Consider the following 16,800-nt stretch of genomic DNA (forward strand, 5'->3'; position numbering starts at 1 on the left):
CTATCCCTCACAAATACTTTGAAGCCAATTTTCCAACAAAGCCTGATTTTGATAAAAATGAACATGCAGATAGCTAGCAAAGGTTTTACCAGTTTGATAGCCACCTGTCCAGCTAGAAACAACTTGGCCATCTCGAACTTTTTCTAGTTGCAAAACGGTCGGTTCATTAGTCTGAAATACAGAATGGTGAAACTCATGACCCCTGACAACCGTATCCTTTGGACCAAACAAGCTCCTAACCTGAGTCTTAGCTTGACAATAACCAAAGCTTTTTAGCCGGTCTGTCATAACACTGATACCATCAAATATCCCTACCATGTCATAAGAACCCTCTCCAGTTTGCAGTTCTTTACCTAGATACATCAGACCTCCACATTCTGCGTTGATAGATTTATTCTCTTGATGGGCCTGCAAAACAGACTTTCTGAAAGAATGATTTTCCATCAACTCTTTTGCATAGACCTCTGGAAAGCCTCCTCCAAAATAGTAAGCGTCTGCTTCAGGTAATTCTTTGTCATTAAGGGGACTAAAGGGAATCAAGTCCACCCCATATTCCCTTAACAAATCCAAATTATCCTCATAGTAGAAATGAAAGGCATCATCAAGAGCATAGCCAATTTTTAGAGGGAATTGTTTCGGAATGCTGAATGGATTTGACGATTCTTCACCTGCTATATCTACCTTCTCAAGCAAGCGGTCTAAGTCAATATGGTCTTGAGCCAATTGACCTAAGATAGAAAAATGTTTCTCCAAGTTTTCCATTTCAACATCTGGAACTAGCCCCAAATGGCGCGAGGGCAATTCTACCTGAACATTTTTTGGAAAGTAGCCCAATACTTCCACATCTGTATAGCGTTCAATAGCGCCTTTTATCAATTCATAATGAGTTTGTGAAGCAACTCGATTGACAATCACTCCAGCAATTGTCAAATCCTGATCAAAAGTTGAGAAACCATGAACCATAGCCGCTGCCGATGTTGAAGTTGCTTTCCCATCGATAATCAAGACAACAGGGATATCTAATTTCTTAGCAATCGCAGCCGATGATGCACAGTCTTTATCCGTACCAAGACCATCAAATAGACCCATTACCCCTTCAACAAGGGCAATGTCAGCATCTTTATGCCACTTTCTAAACGACCAGTCCAAGGCGGCCTTATCAGGAATCATAAAGCTGTCTAAGTTCCGAGAAACCCTCTTCGTTATTCGACTATGATAAGCGGTATCAATATAGTCTGGACCGACCTTGTAAGGTTGCACACGTAAGCCTTTCTCAGTCAAGGCTTTTAAAATACCTAGAGTGACTGTTGTTTTTCCAACCCCACTAGAAACACCTGCTAACATAAATTGTTTCATGTATTGCCACCTTTTTAAAACATAAAAAGGCCACAAAAAATATCACTATTTTTTGTAGCCCCGTTGCTCACATTTATTGATATTAACACGCCGTTGTGTCAAATGATTTTATTTACAAAATCATTCTACACTATCCAGAGCATTATGTCAATATGTAAATATAAACGATTTCAAAATATGCTCTTATCTTTCTTCTCTAGCCTTAGCCCAACGCTCCACATCAGCTTTTGTGATATTATGAAAGACCTTTGCACCTCTTTCATAGGCAATATCTGGTTGCTGATGGGTAAAATTGATCACACGCGCCAAGGCAAAGAAATAGTCTGAAAGACGGTTTACAAAGACCAAGACCTCCTTATTGATTTCCGTTGTCCACATGGTGCCTACAATATGGCGCTCCGCACGTCTAGCAATAGTGCGTGCTATGTGGATCATGGCTGCAATTTCATGTCCTCCTGGTAAGATAAAAACTTCGAGCGCTGGTGGGATATCCGCATAGGTATCAATGCGCTCCTCAATCCAATCAACCATGGTTTTGTCAACCTTGTAAGGATAGACACCATGCGGAGTTGATAAATCCGAACCACAGTCAAAAAGATAATGCTGGAGTTGCAACAATTCATCTTTCAAAGCATCTGCGGGGTCCATTTTAGTAACGATATAACCAATCCAAGAATTTAACTCATCAATGGTACCGTAAGCATTGACACGCTCCGCATCTTTTGCGACACTCTGACCACCAACCAGTTTAGTTAGTCCTTTGTCACCTGTTTTTGTATATAACTGCATTTGTATTCTCACTTTCTATTTTGATTGACGAATGTCGATGTAATCATCCCTACTCAATTTTCCCTCAGAAAATGTAGGCATTTCTTCAATAGTATAAACTGCATTGCTCATTAAAAAGAAGGCTAGAGGACAACCCGATCCCTCACCCAATCTCATATCCATCAAGAGCATGGGTTCTAGTCCCAGATGCTCACAAACCAAACGATAGGCTGGCTCTGTGGAAAGGTGGGAAGCAAAACAATAATCTAAAACATGACTATTTAATTGACTGGCAATTAGCAAACCAGTGATGGAGATTAGACCATCAACTACACAGGGAAGTTGATGATGGGCACAGGCCAAGTAAGTCCCTACCATACCTAGCATATCTAATCCACCAACTTTTGCAGCAATGTCCAGAACATCCTTGTAGGGAGCATGGCGAGCAACCGCTGAAGCAATCACTTGTGTTTTATGGGATTTCATTCCTTCTGTCAACCCTGCACCGTAGCCCGTAACTTGACTAGCTTCTAAATTCAAAAGAGCACTAATCACTGCTGCCGATGTGGTCGTATTGCCAATTCCCATCTCTCCTGTACCAAAAAGTTTGTAGCCTTTCTGAATACAGGATAGGGTTTCCCTGTAGCCAACCATTATGGCTTCAACAGCTTGCTCTCTAGTCAAAGCCGGCTCTTTCAAGATATTGCCTGTCCCTCTCCTGACCTTACAAGCTTGGTCGGTATGAACATCTTTCATGCACCCTATATCCACTACCTTGACATCTGAACCTACATGTCTTGAAATGGCGCATAAACCTGTTTTTCCCTCTAACATATTACGGGCTACGACATAGGTCGTTTCCTGTGGGTTGGCAGAAATTCCCTCTTCAACCACACCATTATCAGCTACATAGACCATTACAATCTGTTTAGAAAGGTCAATGTCTCCATGAAACATGGCAAATAAGCGCGCATAGATGGTCTCCATTTTACCAAGAGCACCCAATGGCTTGGCTAATTGATCACAAATCTTCTTCCCCTTCTCAATTGCATGTTTATCTAGAGGCTTGATCTCCCTCAATATCTCATGTAAGTCTACCACCTTAACCTCCTTTCACCCTTTTAACACCTTCAAAACAAATCCTTGAAAGATAGCGTTGGTCATAATACTTACCAATTTCTCCCTTAGAAAAATTTGCTTCGATAACTGATATCAATGGTAATTGACTTTTTGTCATCAATATTCCCACTACCGTTCCGCTGTGAGCAACATTAACTCCAAGTAACCCTATTTGATTCACTAGGCTTATTATGTCCGCCAAATAAGGCTTAGGTAGCCGAGTGTTGTTTAATAGGGCACTTGTTGTCGCAATCTGACCCAAAAGAAGTTCATTTTTTGACTGACATACCTGCTGAAACATTTCCAATAATCCTTCTGATGCTTGGACTGGATAAGTAGGACATTCTGTCATTCTAGCCAAATCTACTGTCCACTCAGTCTTTCTAGGTTCTAGAATATAGACATAAAGTTCTGGTTTCCAATCTGTCTGAAACAGTATCTGACCAGTCAAGGGATTGATGACTGTCCAATCAGCAAAGGCAATCGAATCCGTTGGCTCTATCTGGCAACAAAATGTTGTCAATTCTTCTGCGGTCAAATACCTATTTTGAAAGACTGCCAAGGCTTGCAAACCAACAAGCATATCCGCTGTACTGCTGGACATTCCCTTCCCAATTGGAAGAGTAGATTTCTTTTCAAGCTTCCACCCATCTTTTAAAGGTGCAAATTGCTTCAAAACCTTACAAACCTTCTCTCCTGGTGAACAATCCGTTTCTTCCTCCTCTCTAACAAGTCTAGCATAAGACTTACGATTGATACCGTAGGTTAATAGAAATTCCTGACCATCCTTAACACCCTGAAACAACTCCCCGCATGAACCTGGGCATGAATACCAATGGCTCCTAGACATGGCCATCACACCTTCTTAAAACCGATTGCAGAGCTTGAATCAATCGTTCATTTTCCTCCCTTGACCGAATGGCTACTCGATAATGGTGGTCATCTAGATGGTGGTAATTATGGCAGGAACGAATAAATATTTTTTCTTGTATTAAAAGCTCTCTCAGACTGTCATTTCCCTCGTATTCAAAGAAAATGTAATTGACAGTCGGTGGCAAGACTTTCAAATCGGGCAAAGCAGTCAATTCTTTATAAAGGAATTCCTGCTCACTCTTGAGCCACTCATCTGTGGCACGGTGATACTGGTCATCCTTGAGAATAACAGGTACTAAAGAATCTGCCAAAGCATTGATGGTCCAAGGTGGTCGCATTTCATCAATAGCAGCAATCAAATCAATATTACTTGATAAGGCATACCCCAACCTCAAGCCTGGAATAGCATAAAATTTTGTCAAAGACCGAACAACAATGACATTCTGATACTCATTCAAATGAGCTACCATGGAATAGGAATCAATATCAGTAAGAAAATCCATAAAGGCTTCGTCAAGGACCAAATAGGCTCCTTTTTGCCTTAGAAATTCAGCTACCAGTAATAATGTAGCCGTTGGTACCAAGGTCCCTGTTGGGTTGTTTGGATTACAAATCAATACCAAATCTCCAAATGACAGCTTTTCCAAGTTAGGTAAGATGGATTCAAAAGTCCAACTGTAATAAGTTCCCTCAAGTATATGGTAGATAATCTCAGAACCTTGCTGCCGAAATGCTTTTTCATACTCCATAAATGTCGGACTTAATAGCAATATCTTTTGTGGCTTTACATACCTAGCCAATTCATAAAAGATTTCTACCGCACCGTTCGATAGAAGGATTTGCTGGGTCGGACAAGAATGGTATTCAGCCAAGGCTGCCTTGGACTGTGAGTAGGTCACATCAGGGTAGTGAACTAAGCTATCTAAAGTTTCTATTATCTTTGATTTTACTTTTTCTGAAAGACCTAATGGATTGATATTGGCAGAAAAATCTAAGCAATCCTCTGGGCGAAAACCAAAATCAGAGGCAAGCTGATTCATATTTCCTCCATGTTCTACCTTCATCCCATCACCTCAACTTTCCTTTGTCAAATAGGTTTGAATCGCTTCAATACCTGTATTATCCTCTAAAGATACCTCAAAGATTTCCTTGGCACCTGCTGCACGTAATTGTGCTCTAGCTTTCTCAAGGCCGCTAGGGTCTGTTACTAAATCAACCTTGGTGATAATGCCAATCACTGGTTTATTAAATAAAGATGAAAACCCCTGAGGAAATGTTTGCATAGTAGCGGTTGCCGAAGCTAGTAAACCTATCACTTCCGCCTCTGCAGCTGTTACAGATAAAGCATTGTAATAGCGCCGATGTTGTAAAAATTCACCAGGTGTATCGATAATAGAATCATAAAATTGGATAGCTTGTGTTTTAAAATAGGTGATATCAAGCCCCTTCAAACGTTGTGTCAGTGTCGTTTTCCCAACACCTACTGGACCTACAAACATAATTTTTTTTGATTCAAGTCCCATACAATCATCCTCTCAAGCTATTGTCAAAGGAGAAATTCAATTTCCTAAAATACTATTAGAAATAAAAAGGCAAAGTTAGCCCGTTGTTCCAAAACTTCCGCTTCATTGCGAACAACAGGCCCCTTTGCCTTTTATATATTAACAAGTATAGTATATACTATATTCAAGTCTTCGTCAACTCAAAAAATCAAGCACCCCTACCTAAAATTCCTATCCCAATCCCCATCGCTTCCTTTTTGTGTGTAAAAGAACTCAGACAATTCAGGATTGTCCATAACCTTCAGGATTTCTAACAAGTCATAGGCCAAATTCATCTGAGGAAGGTCCGATTTCTTGACCCACCGCACTTCCCCCTCTTCCGTTGAATGTAGCGTTCCAGTGAACTCCGTTGCCTTATAAAGAAAAACTAGATAGCGATGGCCTTCCTTGTCAGGCCAATGTTTGACACCAACCAAGCGAGCATTTGTAATGGTCAAACCCGTTTCTTCCTCAACTTCGCGAACAACAGAGTCATGGAAATTTTCACCTTCTTCAATATGACCCTCTTATGTCAAGTAACTGACACTATTTATTTACTAGATTTCACACTAATTGTATCACAAATCAACCTATCAAGAAAGAGACTTGATACGATTCAAGTCTCCTCTTCAACTATTTATAGATAACTGTAAAAAATCCGAGGCAGTCAACAACTACTTTTTCAATGTGAGTGCTAACTATTTCTTTTGTTAACCTATCATTACTCAACAACTGAAATGTATTAACTTCTTTCAGCTGTTCTTCTAAATTCCTAACAGTTTTGTCTATTACCATTTTCTTAGTAATGTAATCCTCCCTAGTCATCAGGCTATCCTTGTAGTCTTGGAAAAAGGATAGTTTTTGTCTCTTTAATCGCTCAATCTCTCTAAGAACTCTAGTCTTAGAAGCTTTTGGGCGGGACTTAACCACCTCTTGTCCAAGCTTCTCCTTGATTGATTGTTCAATCCTATCTACTCGGCAGGACTTCATTTTTTCTCCTTGTCCTTTACAATAGCGACAGGAAAAATATTGGTAACCTTGATGATTGTAGTGCCCAATTAAAGAATGGTCACAGTGTTCACAACGAATCAGGCCTGTCAAAATACTAGGAATTTTAGGAGGCTGAGAGTGTTTTTTATGGGTAACCTTCTTAGCTTTTAATCGAGCAACTTGTTCAAATTGGTCTGGTGAAATAATCGCTTCAATACACCGAATTTTCTATCTTTTCTATTCAAGTACTTTTGATGATTAACAAGTTTCCAATAACCTTTATACACTTCCTCGCTAACAGATACCTTCTTACCTCTAACAAATATGCAATATTTCATTAATTCCTCCACTTATATTTATTTTTAAGTATCATAAATGGAGGGCTTCTTATCTCAACCATAGCTATTTCTCACTTATTTTTCAGCTCGAGAATTTCTCCTCACTAATAAGAGTGAAAATATAGTGATTTTGTTTCAAAATTTCAGACAATCAATTAACAATTATATATTGGTGTACTCACCGCTAATCATAGTTTCACCAATTAAAAAATACTTTTCTAATCAGTTATACCCATTGTCATTAAAGATAGGATATCTTAGCAAGGACATATGCTATAAATAAAAAAGCAAGTTCTTTCGAACTTGCTACAATTCTTTTATAAAAAATCTATTATATATCTAGGCCATTGTTTTATCTAAGAGTCAAAAACAAATACATAATTACTTAAGCTTCATAAGTAAAATATCTAAATGAAATAACAAAGCATACTACAATCATAAGAACTAGATAAAACGTATAGTTCCAAATATCAGATAACACAAAATCATTATAAATTAAACTACTTCTTAACATCGCAATCATATGTGTTAGAGGATTAACTTTAACTAATGGCTGTAAAAATTGTGGCCAGACATCCGTCGGAAAAAATGCTCCTCCTAAAAATGTTGAAAGTAGATTACCTAAATTTCCAAAAACCGAAGTATTTTTTACATTCTTAGATAGGATACTTATAATCAAACCTATCAATACTAGAGAAATCGCACTCAGTACAAGAACTATAGAAAGCCAGATTATATTGGGAAAACTATATTTTAGGCCTAATTTTAAAATATAATTACAAAAAACTAATACCAGTAACGTTTGCAAAAACATCAAAATTATTTGAGTTATGATTAAAGAAAAAATTATCTTTGAAATTTTGACGGGAGTTACTTTTATAAATTTCAAAAATCCATTTTCTCTATAACTCGATAACATAATCGGAAATGCTATCAAACCTGTTGAAGCATACGACATACCTAAGATACCAGGAAGGATATATGTCATGTAGGACATTCCCTCCCTGCTCTCCGAAGAACCAGCCGTTCCCATCAAAATAAGCATTAATATCGGCAAAAGAGTTCCTGTAATCACTGCTTGTCTATTTCGGATTTCCATTAAAAAAAATGATTTAATAAATTTCATGATACTACGCATGTATATTACCTCCGGTTATAATTAAAAACATATCCTCCAAATCCATTTCCGAAATAGAAACACCCCTCAACTCTATCTTTTCCTTATCACATAATCGCGATAACGTCGTAAGAGTTTTTTCGTAATCATTAAAAAAAATCAGTAACTCTTCATCCATAAAACGAAATTCGTTTTCACTAAAATATTTAGATATATTAGATTGAAGAAAATCTTTATCTATTCCAGCCAAACTGTAATCAAATACTATCTTATGTGAATACGGCAAACTATTAAATGCGTTCTCGACTGAATCATCATAAGCAATTTTCCCTTGATAAATTATTATTAATCTATCACACACATCAATAATTTCATTTATATAATGTGTCGTTAATAAAATTGTTTTCCCATTCTTTTTATATCCTTTTATAATGTTCCAAAGTTCCTTTCGAGTTTGAATATCTAATCCTAAGGTAGGCTCATCAAAAAAGATAATTTCAGGGTCATTTATCATACTTAACGCTAAAGCAATCCTCTGTTGCTGTCCACCTGATAAATCAGAAATGTAACTATCATAAGCCTCCTTCAAGCTTACTTTTTCTAAAAGCTCACAAATCTCTTTTTTTGACAACGAAATATTATATAAAGCACCTATAAATTCAAAGAGCTCACAAATTTTTATCTTGTTAAAAAATTTGTTCGTTTGAAATTGAACCCCTATTTTCTTCAATAAGTCTGATGCTCTATCTTTAGAATTACTGTTGAGAACAATACTTTCTCCACTGTAATCTGTGTATATTCCTTGTAGACAATTAAAAAGTGTAGTTTTACCAGAACCATTTTTTCCTACAATTGCAACAACTTCCCCTCTATCAATACCGAATGTTATATTGGATAAGATACTTTTACCATTATAAGAATAGCCTAAATTATTGACCTTAATAAACATAAAACCTCCCTATTTTATTTAAGAATAACTATTGAAAATTTTCTACTTGATATTTTATCCAAAAAGTGTGAAATATCTTCTGATGTTATACTATCCAGCAAATTCAACGTAGATTCTAATACTATCTGCCTCCGACCAATTTGATGCTCTTTAGCCAAATAAATAAAAAACATTTTCATACTTCCAGAATTAACTTGGCAATTAATTATATTAGTAAGCTCCGTTTTACAGGTTTCTAAATGCAATTTTATATATCCGATAAATTCAGATGATCTAAAAACATCCAATATAAACTCATTTATTTCCGAAATATTCTCTAGGTTTTCCTTTGAATCTATATACTGTACTTCAAAAATAGGTGTATCAAAATAATAGTAAGATCGAGCAACTATAAAATATAAATCTGCCAATTTTTTCCTTAAGTTATCAAATAGGAAACCACTCGTCCCATTGACCATTAGTAAACACAAAAGAGATAAAATCAATGATTCTTTTTCACACAAAACTTCATCAAAAAGATAAGACAACGAGACCATAACTCCTGGGTTACTATCAAGAACCTTATCAGAGTATCCTATATTAAAATAATCAACTAAGTTATTCTGAACAACAATAGGATTTTCATCGATGCCCTCTCGATTTAATAATAAGTCATCCAACGTATCCTTAATAGACTTATCAGATATTTCACCCGAAAAATAAAGCTTCATGCTGCTTGAAAAAAATAAGTTGCTCTTAATTTTTAGTACATCTTCTAATTTTATATTGTTTAAATCTTTTCCTAAAATATCAACATTTAGCTCTTTTGACCAGATTAAACTATTCAATTCATCTTGATACAATTTTAATCTATCAAATTTTCTTGAAATCCTCTCTTTATGAATGATACGCTTCTCTTTGAAAAAATCAACTTCAGAAATTGAACCATGTATCAGATATTCAAAAATTTCACGAAAATTATCAGAAATCTTCCCTAATGGCGAAACTAGATAGATGTACATACTATCCAAGCCAGTTCTCATTTCTAGTTTGATATTTTTGGAGGCTAAAAAATCAGAAAAAGACATCCCTTTATAAGTTATATTAGAAAGTAAATGTTCCGTTAGATGCACAATTCCATGAAAATCTTTTTTTTCATTCATAGTCCCAATATTGAACCAGATTAATAATTCGTCTAGATCAAATCCTCTGACTTTAAAAACCTCTACATTACTATATGTTGATTGACAGAAAGTTTTTGACATTAAATCACCTAACCTTCATCTTTATGTCCGATTAAGAACTCGTAAACGATTCCTTCTGTAACACCATCAATATCAAGTAAGTTATTAATTTCATCATCAAAAAATCCTCCTATAGCTAGCGTACCAATATCAATGCTCTCAGCAGATAAATAAATGTTTTGTCCTAGATGCCCTGCATCTAAATGTACAAACCTATATGAACGCTCTCCATATTTATAGGATAATCTTGGAAAAACTGCAGTAATAAATATTACGCACGCTGCTTTTTTCGCAATACTTGAATAAGAGGTATACTTAGATAAATCAAGTTCTCCTTTTTGCAAAACAGATAGATTGTGCTCTGAAGGGTTATAATGATAAACCCCCACCTCCAATCCCTCAATATTATTAGCATAAAAATATATTTCTAAGGGATACAATCCTCCCGCAGAAGGAGAAGTTCTCAGCTCTTGATAATATCCTTTTTCTACATTTTCAAGTGCTCCACTAACTCCATAACTAGAATTCAAAATATAACTTAACTCGCTTAGAGTTAAGCTTTCTGATGAAAATTCACGGGTACTTCTTCTAGAAAATAAAATTTCTCTAAATTCCTTAGTTTCTCTCTCATAATCGGTAAAATCGGAGGGTAGATTTATCTTAGGAAAGGTTACAAAAGAATGCGATGAGTTGACCGATCCTTCAATAAAAACAGGATTAGAAATAATTTGAGAAATATTTTTCCCTAATATTTTTTCTCTCAAAATATTTAATTTAGTAATTTCATGAAACGTTTGAAAATTATATTTATTTATAATATTACTTTCAAATGCATTTTTTGAAAGTATCTCAATCGAAGATATTTTACTCATAATATCAGTGCTCCTTATGATTACGGAAATGGATGAGGAATTTTATTAAATTCATCCACTGTTTTTGGCTTATTTAATAGTCCTAATGTTACTGGAACATCATGTATACGAGTTCCTCCAATTCTAGGATATAAATGGTCATTTGTAATCTCTATAAAACCAGGTATTATTACCTTATATACTCTATAATCCAGATTATAAACATCACTTGTTGTCAAGTTCTTATAAAAAATATCATATCCTAAATTTGAAATTTTTTCATATAAAATTTTAAGTTGCTCATCATATGGCAAAATTTTTTCATCTTGAATTTCTACTGTACAATTTTGATGAAGTAGAAAATTAAAATGTGACTTCATGGATTTTTTAGTAAATAGCATCACTCGGCTATGAAAGTCTCGAATATCAGAAAAATCATCACAGTACTTCTCTTTACTTCCCTGAACAAAATCTTCTTTCCAACTAATACGACCTTGTGATAACTCTATAAAAGTTTTTATCACTGCTTCTTTTAGTGTCAACCTAGTCGCTGCTGCAATTAAAATTCCACCTCGCTCATCCTCTAAGATTCCTAAAACACTAGGAATTTTTGTATCAAGTGTCATATCAATTAAAGTGTATTTACATCCAGGTATTTCAAATCTTTCTTTATACAATTGATAAACTTCTTCATTGGAGGTTATATCAATCTTAGGCAAAGGAAGCTCGTTATACCATAAAATACTAAAAGCATCACGCTCAATCACTTCGAAAATTCCTTTAACAATAGCTTCCTCATCATCAGAAGCACATGACAATCCAGTTGAAATAGGATACCAAATTAATTTCTCATCATTACTCGGATAGTATGGTAAATAGGTAACTGCTGCTGGAATCAAGTAATCTTCCTTTTTTCCTAATTTTTTACAAAAGGTCCAGTTAACTGTTGTTGATTCATTAAAAATACTAAAAGGAAAATCTGATTCTAGATACTGAAATTTGTTATAGAAAGCAAATTTTTTGGGGGAGACACAGCAATATTTATTTGACAATTCTTTATACGATCCAAGCACTAAATCTGAAGACTGTATAAACGCCGAGCAGTATCTCTCTATAGTCTCCCCTATTGCAGCATTAGCTGCAGATTCAAATGTGAGTCCAGCACCGCTATTAAAAGATGTTGAAACCTCAATTCCCATTCTTGAAAAGTTTTGAGCAATAGCTGCTACAAGAAATACCCTAGCATCATCACGCTCAGGCAACCAATAAAATAAATCTTTAACAATACCTAGTTTATTGTTAACAAGCCTATCAGACACAAAAGGATTTTTGATTAAATACTAATCAGCCTTCCCAACATCAAGACCATTAGACTTTTTTTGTACTTGAATCTCCAACAATTTATTCTTTTGAATAAACTGTTGGTAGGGGATTGTATTACTAAATGTAAGAATACCTAGTAATGCAAATGTAACCAATTTATTAATTCCACGTTTTCTCCTCATAGAATGAAACCCCTTTCTTTTTTCTTGCCTTTATTCTAACAGATATATTTTATTTAGTCAAGTTCTTTTATAGTTATTTGAACTTTTTTTCTTTTTTTTATTACATTAAGTAATTTTTTGCTCTTGTAACTTGCTATTTTGAACTAAAAGAAATATAATTAAGTTGAATAAATAGAAAGGACTATTATCTTTTATGAATACACTCTCCGAGAAATTCAGATTAAAAAGAAAAGAGTTGGGTCTCTCACAAAAAACTCTTGCTGAAGGAATTTGTGAACAAAGCCAGATTAGTAAAATTGAGAGGGGGCATTTCATGCCTTCCGCAGATCTTTTGTTCAAGCTTTCTCAACGACTTGAAGTTCCATTAGATTACTTTTTCAATGAACAAATTGAAGTTAAATCTAACCTCTCTAATTTCAAGCATTTATCTGCTCGTCTATTGGATGATAGAAATTATGACGATTTAGAATATCTTTATAAGATAGAGTTGGAGCGAAGCACCTTTCTTACATTAGAAGACAGGATGTACCTTGAGTGGATTAAAGCTATTATTGACTTTTACCAATATGACCGTAAGCATGAGGCCATTTCTTACTTAGAAAATATATTATCAAAAATATCCTCAAATACTCTGATTTACTTAAAGGTATTAAACACACTGTCTAACTTCTATTCCCTTGTTGGTCGTGAAGAAGATTATGAAGCAAACTACTCTCATTTAATAGAGTTGTATCAGACAAAAAATTTGGACCATCAAGAGTTTTTGTTTGGTTATATCAGAGTTCGTTACAACTATGCTCACTATTTAGTCTCAAAAGAAAAATACAACGAAGCCATGCAAGAAGCCCTTGAGACTATCGAACTCTGTAAAGAGAGGCAAACAAGTTACCAACTAGCTCCCCTGCTCGTTCTCGTTGGAAATTGTGGAACACAATTCCTTGGTAAAGAACAAGTCAAAAATTATTATATAGAAGCAAGAGAGCTATGCAAGATTTATAACAATCCTTTAATGCTGATGAAGATAGAGAATTATTTGAAGGAACTAGATGCTTTTTAGTTTATCTTGATATTGGAGTGCTACTTAAACATTAAATAGCCTGTAAGGCTGATAGTTAGATTAATACTGTCAGCCTTACAATTTTCCCATGAAATCTCAAACAACTAGATTAATTTTATTTCCTGTTTTAATTTAGTGATATTTTGATTTCTTGTATTATCAAGTATGCTTACAAAATTCTCTAATCTCCTAGCCTTATAGTCGTAATCATCTATCCATTTTGTTAGGGAATTTTGATTTTCTTCAATTTCTTTCTCCACCTGCTTCAGTTTAATGGCTGGTGTCAGATTCATCTTGCCATAGTCATATCTGGCAAGCCGTCTGTTTTCTGGATCGGAGTTGTTGAGATTGAGCAGGACTTCTGCGACCTTGTTGAGATGAGCGACCTTATCCTGTAAATCCGTAATGGTCAAATCCAACTGGGCGATGTCCTTGATTAACTCATCTTTGACTTCCTGGTAAGATTTGTTGTTGATGTCTAATTCAATAAGAAGATTAAGCTCTGCTATTTTCTCTTTGAGACTGGCCATGGTTGGCCGTCTGCGTTTAGGGAGATGCTTGCTGTCTTGAGTGAGTTGACGAATTAGTTCACGTCCTCGCATATAGCGGTTGAAATCAGAGTTCTCTTTATTGTAGATGAAAAATTGAGCAGTCTCTCGGATAAAGACATGGTAGGCCTTGCCCTGCTCGCTCTCATGAATATCCAAGTTACGGTTTGGGATAAAGACCATGCCGTCTTTTTTGATGCCATAAGTCATCCTGATAAAGATACCGTCCTTGACCAGCTTATCAATTTGATGATCTGCTAGTACAACTTCAAACTCCTGTATCTTATCTCGCTTCTCCTTGAATTCTTTGTAGGCTGCCAAGAGTTCCTCACTAGGAAGTTTATTCTGGTCCTGCTCTTCTTGATAATTCTTAAAATCTGAGAATAGGTTAGCCCAGTCAAGTTCTGGTGTGATTTCTCTTTTGTCAAAATAGTCTTCAAAAAACTGAACATCGTAGAGGTGTTTGGTGCTGACCTTTTTATTCTCAATGGAAATGGTTCGGTCGTCCTCGACCAAGGTAAAGGTCACATGCTTTTTCTTCGGAGAGATTGTCAGGTTTACCTGTTCTGCCATTTCCAAAAGATGAGCGAGGTCACGTGCTCTAGGCAAGAGAAACTCCAGTCGCTGCTCAATAGCTCGTTTGGCAAATTGCTCTCTGAAATAGTCCTCGGTGTAGGGCTGTCGCTTATCCAGCTGATGCCCGCGAATGACCTGCTTCATGTCTCGGTCAGTCATGAAAAATCTGGCGTGCTTGCGAGAGAAGTCCATCTCCACGTTTAGAGCGGGAGCCTTGGATATAAAGTCCTTAAAGTTCTTGCTGTTCTCCATGAGAAAATAAATCCGCTGCTTGAGTTCGAACTTATTGTTGGTTCTGCGATAGGTATCAAACTTCTCATGCGAGTAACGATTAGGGGTGATGATTTTTGCTCCAGCTTCTTTGGCAATGCGATCTGAAATCAGACGAAGGTTTCTCTCCTGGGCATAGTCCCATTTGAGCTTCTTGTCAGAATTGAGGTCAATGGCATTTATCAGGATATGATTATGGATATGATCCTTGTCTGTGTGAGTTGTGACGATGAAACGAAAATTGCCTCCTGTCAATTCCTTGATGGTCTCATAACCAATGCGGTTAATCTCTTCAGGTGTCAGATTATCTTCAGGAGAAAAGGACTGAATCAAGTGATGAGCATGAATTTTGGTCTGCTTGATTTGCTGGCGGTCGTTTCTTGAATCATAGAGCCGATCATTGTTGGTCAAGTTGGCCTGATACATCTCCACCAGCTCTCCATAGCTGGGAAAGTCTAGGTAGTTGCTCATGCCAAAATCAGAGACCAGCTTCAGCTGCTTCGTCTTTTCTGGATTTAGGATGTACTTGATGAGGCTCTTGCGGTACTTGGTGCTATGCACCGCAAAGTGCTTAGTGACGACCATAAAACTCCTTCAGCTGCTGGCACTTGATGTTAAAGTCCTTCTCCACTTCCTTTATGAGTTGGCCAATGCCTTGCACCAAAAATTCACGGTCGCTTGGTGTTAAGATGTGAGTCTGGTTGACGGTCCGTGCGATTTGATTGAGGTTGTTTCCGATACGTTTCAGTTCAAAGACCAGTTCCTCATAGTTACTGGTATCAATGGTCAAGAAGGTCATGTTGGGATTGAGCAGAACCTTTCTGGCATAAGCAGAGAAATTTTTACAGCCACTCTGTCCGATACGATCGTTCAAAGTTGCCAACTCCTGGTCCGTCAGAAAGACTTTTTTGAGGTTGGTACGATAGCGATTTTCCATATCTAACCTCCCATGTACTTGTCACGAAAATCTGTACTGAGTGGAATAAACTTCTCTACTTCTGCCATCAGCTCCTGCACACAAGTTAGGATAATTCGCAAGTGCTCTGCCGTGACATGCTGGGTCTGTTCGGCCATGATCGTCACTTGTAAAATGTCTCGACTGATTTGTTCAATCTTCTGGGACTGCCAGAAGGCAAACCAATCCGTTGCTGCCTGCTTCCTCTCAACCAAGTCCATCAGCTTTTGACGGACAAAGGGGGAGAATTGCTCTGCGTGTTCTTGCCTCATCAGCTCCTGAATCTGCTCCAGTTCCTCTGGTGTCAGATTGATTTCCTTACGGATAATGCGATAGTGGTCTGTCATCTCGTTATACTCCTTCTCTAGTTGCCTCTATCGGGTCAGCCCCGATACCGTATGGGATACGGGTGCTTCCTAAAAGCCTCATCGCTTCGCTTTTCGGCTTTTGCGAGCTCAGTTATTGTGTCCACAATAACCTAAAATCTAATCGCCAGCTGAACCCAAACCTTACAGGTTGGTCAGCCGACGATAAGAAAACATGGTGGCTTCGCCCCCAACCCCCCAAGAAAAAGTCAAGGGTTGATTTTCTAAAACTAGATAGAGTGTAACAAGAGAGAGCTGAAAAAATTATCACAGGAAAAGAAAAAGAGCCATTTGGCTCTCGAAAAATTGGCTCTATAATTTCTGTAGTGGGTAAATCCACCGTGGAGATTATGGAGCCTTTTTGAGTGTAGAAAAAAAGTCCCATATGACCTATAATGA

Annotated in this window: 18 protein-coding genes and 1 pseudogene; 1 reads left to right on the forward strand and 18 read right to left on the reverse strand. The window is 36.7% G+C overall.

The features are described from left to right. The 14 genes and pseudogenes from RFK25_RS04625 to RFK25_RS04700 all read right to left on the reverse strand — a co-directional run bounded on the left by RFK25_RS04625 (nt 1) and on the right by RFK25_RS04700 (nt 12,630). Nucleotides 1-1,356 carry a cobyrinate a,c-diamide synthase gene (locus RFK25_RS04625; protein ID WP_332411836.1) on the reverse strand — a complete coding sequence of 452 codons (1,356 nt, stop codon included), beginning with the start codon at nt 1,354-1,356 and terminating at the stop codon, nt 1-3. A gap of 183 nt (nt 1,357-1,539) precedes the next feature. Continuing rightward, the gene (locus tag RFK25_RS04630) at nt 1,540-2,145 is read right to left on the reverse strand and encodes a cob(I)yrinic acid a,c-diamide adenosyltransferase (protein ID WP_332411838.1); all 606 of its coding nucleotides are present in this window, start codon (nt 2,143-2,145) and stop codon (nt 1,540-1,542) included. Nucleotides 2,146-2,160: 15 nt separating this feature from the next. Next, nucleotides 2,161-3,225 (reverse strand): nicotinate-nucleotide--dimethylbenzimidazole phosphoribosyltransferase, encoded by a 1,065-nt coding sequence (cobT, locus tag RFK25_RS04635; protein ID WP_332411840.1) that lies wholly within the window; start codon nt 3,223-3,225, stop codon nt 2,161-2,163. 1 nt (nt 3,226) lies between these two features. After that, on the reverse strand, nt 3,227-4,093 hold the full coding sequence (locus RFK25_RS04640; RefSeq protein ID WP_332411841.1) for a GHMP family kinase ATP-binding protein: 867 nt from the start codon (nt 4,091-4,093) through the stop codon (nt 3,227-3,229). Beyond that, nucleotides 4,086-5,180, reverse strand: coding sequence for a threonine-phosphate decarboxylase CobD (gene cobD / locus RFK25_RS04645; RefSeq protein WP_332411842.1), 1,095 nt, complete (start codon nt 5,178-5,180; stop codon nt 4,086-4,088). Before cobD ends, RFK25_RS04640 begins: the two co-directional genes overlap by 8 nt. A 9-nt stretch (nt 5,181-5,189) precedes the next feature. Further along, nucleotides 5,190-5,639: a EutP/PduV family microcompartment system protein gene (locus RFK25_RS04650; protein ID WP_248033395.1), complete on the reverse strand. Its 450-nt coding sequence runs from the start codon at nt 5,637-5,639 to the stop codon at nt 5,190-5,192. Between the two features lie 197 nt (nt 5,640-5,836). Next, a pseudogene (locus tag RFK25_RS04655) lies at nt 5,837-6,181 on the reverse strand (8-oxo-dGTP diphosphatase); the annotation flags it as partial. A gap of 109 nt (nt 6,182-6,290) precedes the next feature. Next, the gene (locus RFK25_RS04660; protein WP_443035551.1) at nt 6,291-6,758 is read right to left on the reverse strand and encodes a zinc ribbon domain-containing protein; all 468 of its coding nucleotides are present in this window, start codon (nt 6,756-6,758) and stop codon (nt 6,291-6,293) included. 612 nt (nt 6,759-7,370) lie between these two features. Then, a complete protein-coding gene (locus tag RFK25_RS04675; RefSeq protein WP_043029130.1) occupies nt 7,371-8,123 on the reverse strand; it encodes an ABC transporter permease in 753 nt (250 codons plus the stop codon). Further along, entirely contained in the window at nt 8,116-9,051 is a 936-nt protein-coding gene (locus RFK25_RS04680; RefSeq protein WP_043029129.1) for an ABC transporter ATP-binding protein, read from the reverse strand. Before RFK25_RS04680 ends, RFK25_RS04675 begins: the two co-directional genes overlap by 8 nt. 14 nt (nt 9,052-9,065) lie before the next feature. Then, entirely contained in the window at nt 9,066-10,295 is a 1,230-nt protein-coding gene (locus RFK25_RS04685) for an insulinase family protein (RefSeq protein ID WP_074390465.1), read from the reverse strand. Nucleotides 10,296-10,303: 8 nt separating this feature from the next. Further along, complete coding sequence (locus tag RFK25_RS04690) at nt 10,304-11,146, reverse strand: SagB/ThcOx family dehydrogenase (RefSeq protein ID WP_043029127.1); 843 nt, start codon at nt 11,144-11,146, stop codon at nt 10,304-10,306. Nucleotides 11,147-11,166: 20 nt separating this feature from the next. Then, nucleotides 11,167-12,444 carry a YcaO-like family protein gene (locus tag RFK25_RS04695; protein WP_332411849.1) on the reverse strand — a complete coding sequence of 426 codons (1,278 nt, stop codon included), beginning with the start codon at nt 12,442-12,444 and terminating at the stop codon, nt 11,167-11,169. Between the two features lie 21 nt (nt 12,445-12,465). After that, complete coding sequence (locus RFK25_RS04700; protein WP_141666435.1) at nt 12,466-12,630, reverse strand: PhrA family quorum-sensing system peptide; 165 nt, start codon at nt 12,628-12,630, stop codon at nt 12,466-12,468. Nucleotides 12,631-12,823: 193 nt separating this feature from the next. On the opposite strand from RFK25_RS04700, the gene RFK25_RS04705 reads away from it, so the two are divergent. Beyond that, the gene (locus tag RFK25_RS04705; RefSeq protein ID WP_074390463.1) at nt 12,824-13,687 is read left to right on the forward strand and encodes a helix-turn-helix domain-containing protein; all 864 of its coding nucleotides are present in this window, start codon (nt 12,824-12,826) and stop codon (nt 13,685-13,687) included. A gap of 104 nt (nt 13,688-13,791) precedes the next feature. Here RFK25_RS04705 and RFK25_RS04710 read toward each other — a convergent pair whose 3' ends face one another. The 4 genes from RFK25_RS04710 to RFK25_RS04725 all read right to left on the reverse strand — a co-directional run. Continuing rightward, a complete protein-coding gene (locus tag RFK25_RS04710; protein ID WP_074390462.1) occupies nt 13,792-15,666 on the reverse strand; it encodes an SAG1250 family conjugative relaxase in 1,875 nt (624 codons plus the stop codon). Further along, nucleotides 15,653-16,018, reverse strand: coding sequence for a plasmid mobilization relaxosome protein MobC (gene mobC / locus RFK25_RS04715; protein ID WP_043029183.1), 366 nt, complete (start codon nt 16,016-16,018; stop codon nt 15,653-15,655). Before mobC ends, RFK25_RS04710 begins: the two co-directional genes overlap by 14 nt. Before the next feature lie 2 nt (nt 16,019-16,020). After that, nucleotides 16,021-16,383, reverse strand: coding sequence for an SAG1252 family conjugative relaxosome accessory protein (locus RFK25_RS04720; protein ID WP_029174876.1), 363 nt, complete (start codon nt 16,381-16,383; stop codon nt 16,021-16,023). A 112-nt stretch (nt 16,384-16,495) separates the two neighbouring features. Continuing rightward, nucleotides 16,496-16,800: hypothetical protein (locus tag RFK25_RS04725; RefSeq protein WP_332411856.1), on the reverse strand; the 305-nt coding region annotated here is incomplete at its 5' end.

It is taken from the genome of Streptococcus sp. SS-4456, assembly GCF_036680365.1.
Lineage (GTDB): Bacteria > Bacillota > Bacilli > Lactobacillales > Streptococcaceae > Streptococcus.

What these genes read in the sequence shown, in the direction of transcription:
- RFK25_RS04710 (WP_074390462.1), bottom strand. Translation starts at nt 15,666, where the DNA reads ATGGTCGTCACTAAGCACTTTGCGGTGCATAGCACCAAGTACCGCAAG.
- RFK25_RS04640 (WP_332411841.1), bottom strand. Translation starts at nt 4,093, where the DNA reads ATGTCTAGGAGCCATTGGTATTCATGCCCAGGTTCATGCGGGGAGTTG.
- RFK25_RS04650 (WP_248033395.1), bottom strand. Translation starts at nt 5,639, where the DNA reads ATGGGACTTGAATCAAAAAAAATTATGTTTGTAGGTCCAGTAGGTGTT.
- RFK25_RS04625 (WP_332411836.1), bottom strand. Translation starts at nt 1,356, where the DNA reads ATGAAACAATTTATGTTAGCAGGTGTTTCTAGTGGGGTTGGAAAAACA.
- RFK25_RS04705 (WP_074390463.1), top strand. Translation starts at nt 12,824, where the DNA reads ATGAATACACTCTCCGAGAAATTCAGATTAAAAAGAAAAGAGTTGGGT.
- cobD (WP_332411842.1), bottom strand. Translation starts at nt 5,180, where the DNA reads ATGAAGGTAGAACATGGAGGAAATATGAATCAGCTTGCCTCTGATTTT.
- mobC (WP_043029183.1), bottom strand. Translation starts at nt 16,018, where the DNA reads ATGGAAAATCGCTATCGTACCAACCTCAAAAAAGTCTTTCTGACGGAC.
- RFK25_RS04680 (WP_043029129.1), bottom strand. Translation starts at nt 9,051, where the DNA reads ATGTTTATTAAGGTCAATAATTTAGGCTATTCTTATAATGGTAAAAGT.
- RFK25_RS04630 (WP_332411838.1), bottom strand. Translation starts at nt 2,145, where the DNA reads ATGCAGTTATATACAAAAACAGGTGACAAAGGACTAACTAAACTGGTT.
- RFK25_RS04675 (WP_043029130.1), bottom strand. Translation starts at nt 8,123, where the DNA reads ATGCGTAGTATCATGAAATTTATTAAATCATTTTTTTTAATGGAAATC.
- RFK25_RS04700 (WP_141666435.1), bottom strand. Translation starts at nt 12,630, where the DNA reads ATGAGGAGAAAACGTGGAATTAATAAATTGGTTACATTTGCATTACTA.
- RFK25_RS04720 (WP_029174876.1), bottom strand. Translation starts at nt 16,383, where the DNA reads ATGACAGACCACTATCGCATTATCCGTAAGGAAATCAATCTGACACCA.
- RFK25_RS04690 (WP_043029127.1), bottom strand. Translation starts at nt 11,146, where the DNA reads ATGAGTAAAATATCTTCGATTGAGATACTTTCAAAAAATGCATTTGAA.
- RFK25_RS04685 (WP_074390465.1), bottom strand. Translation starts at nt 10,295, where the DNA reads ATGTCAAAAACTTTCTGTCAATCAACATATAGTAATGTAGAGGTTTTT.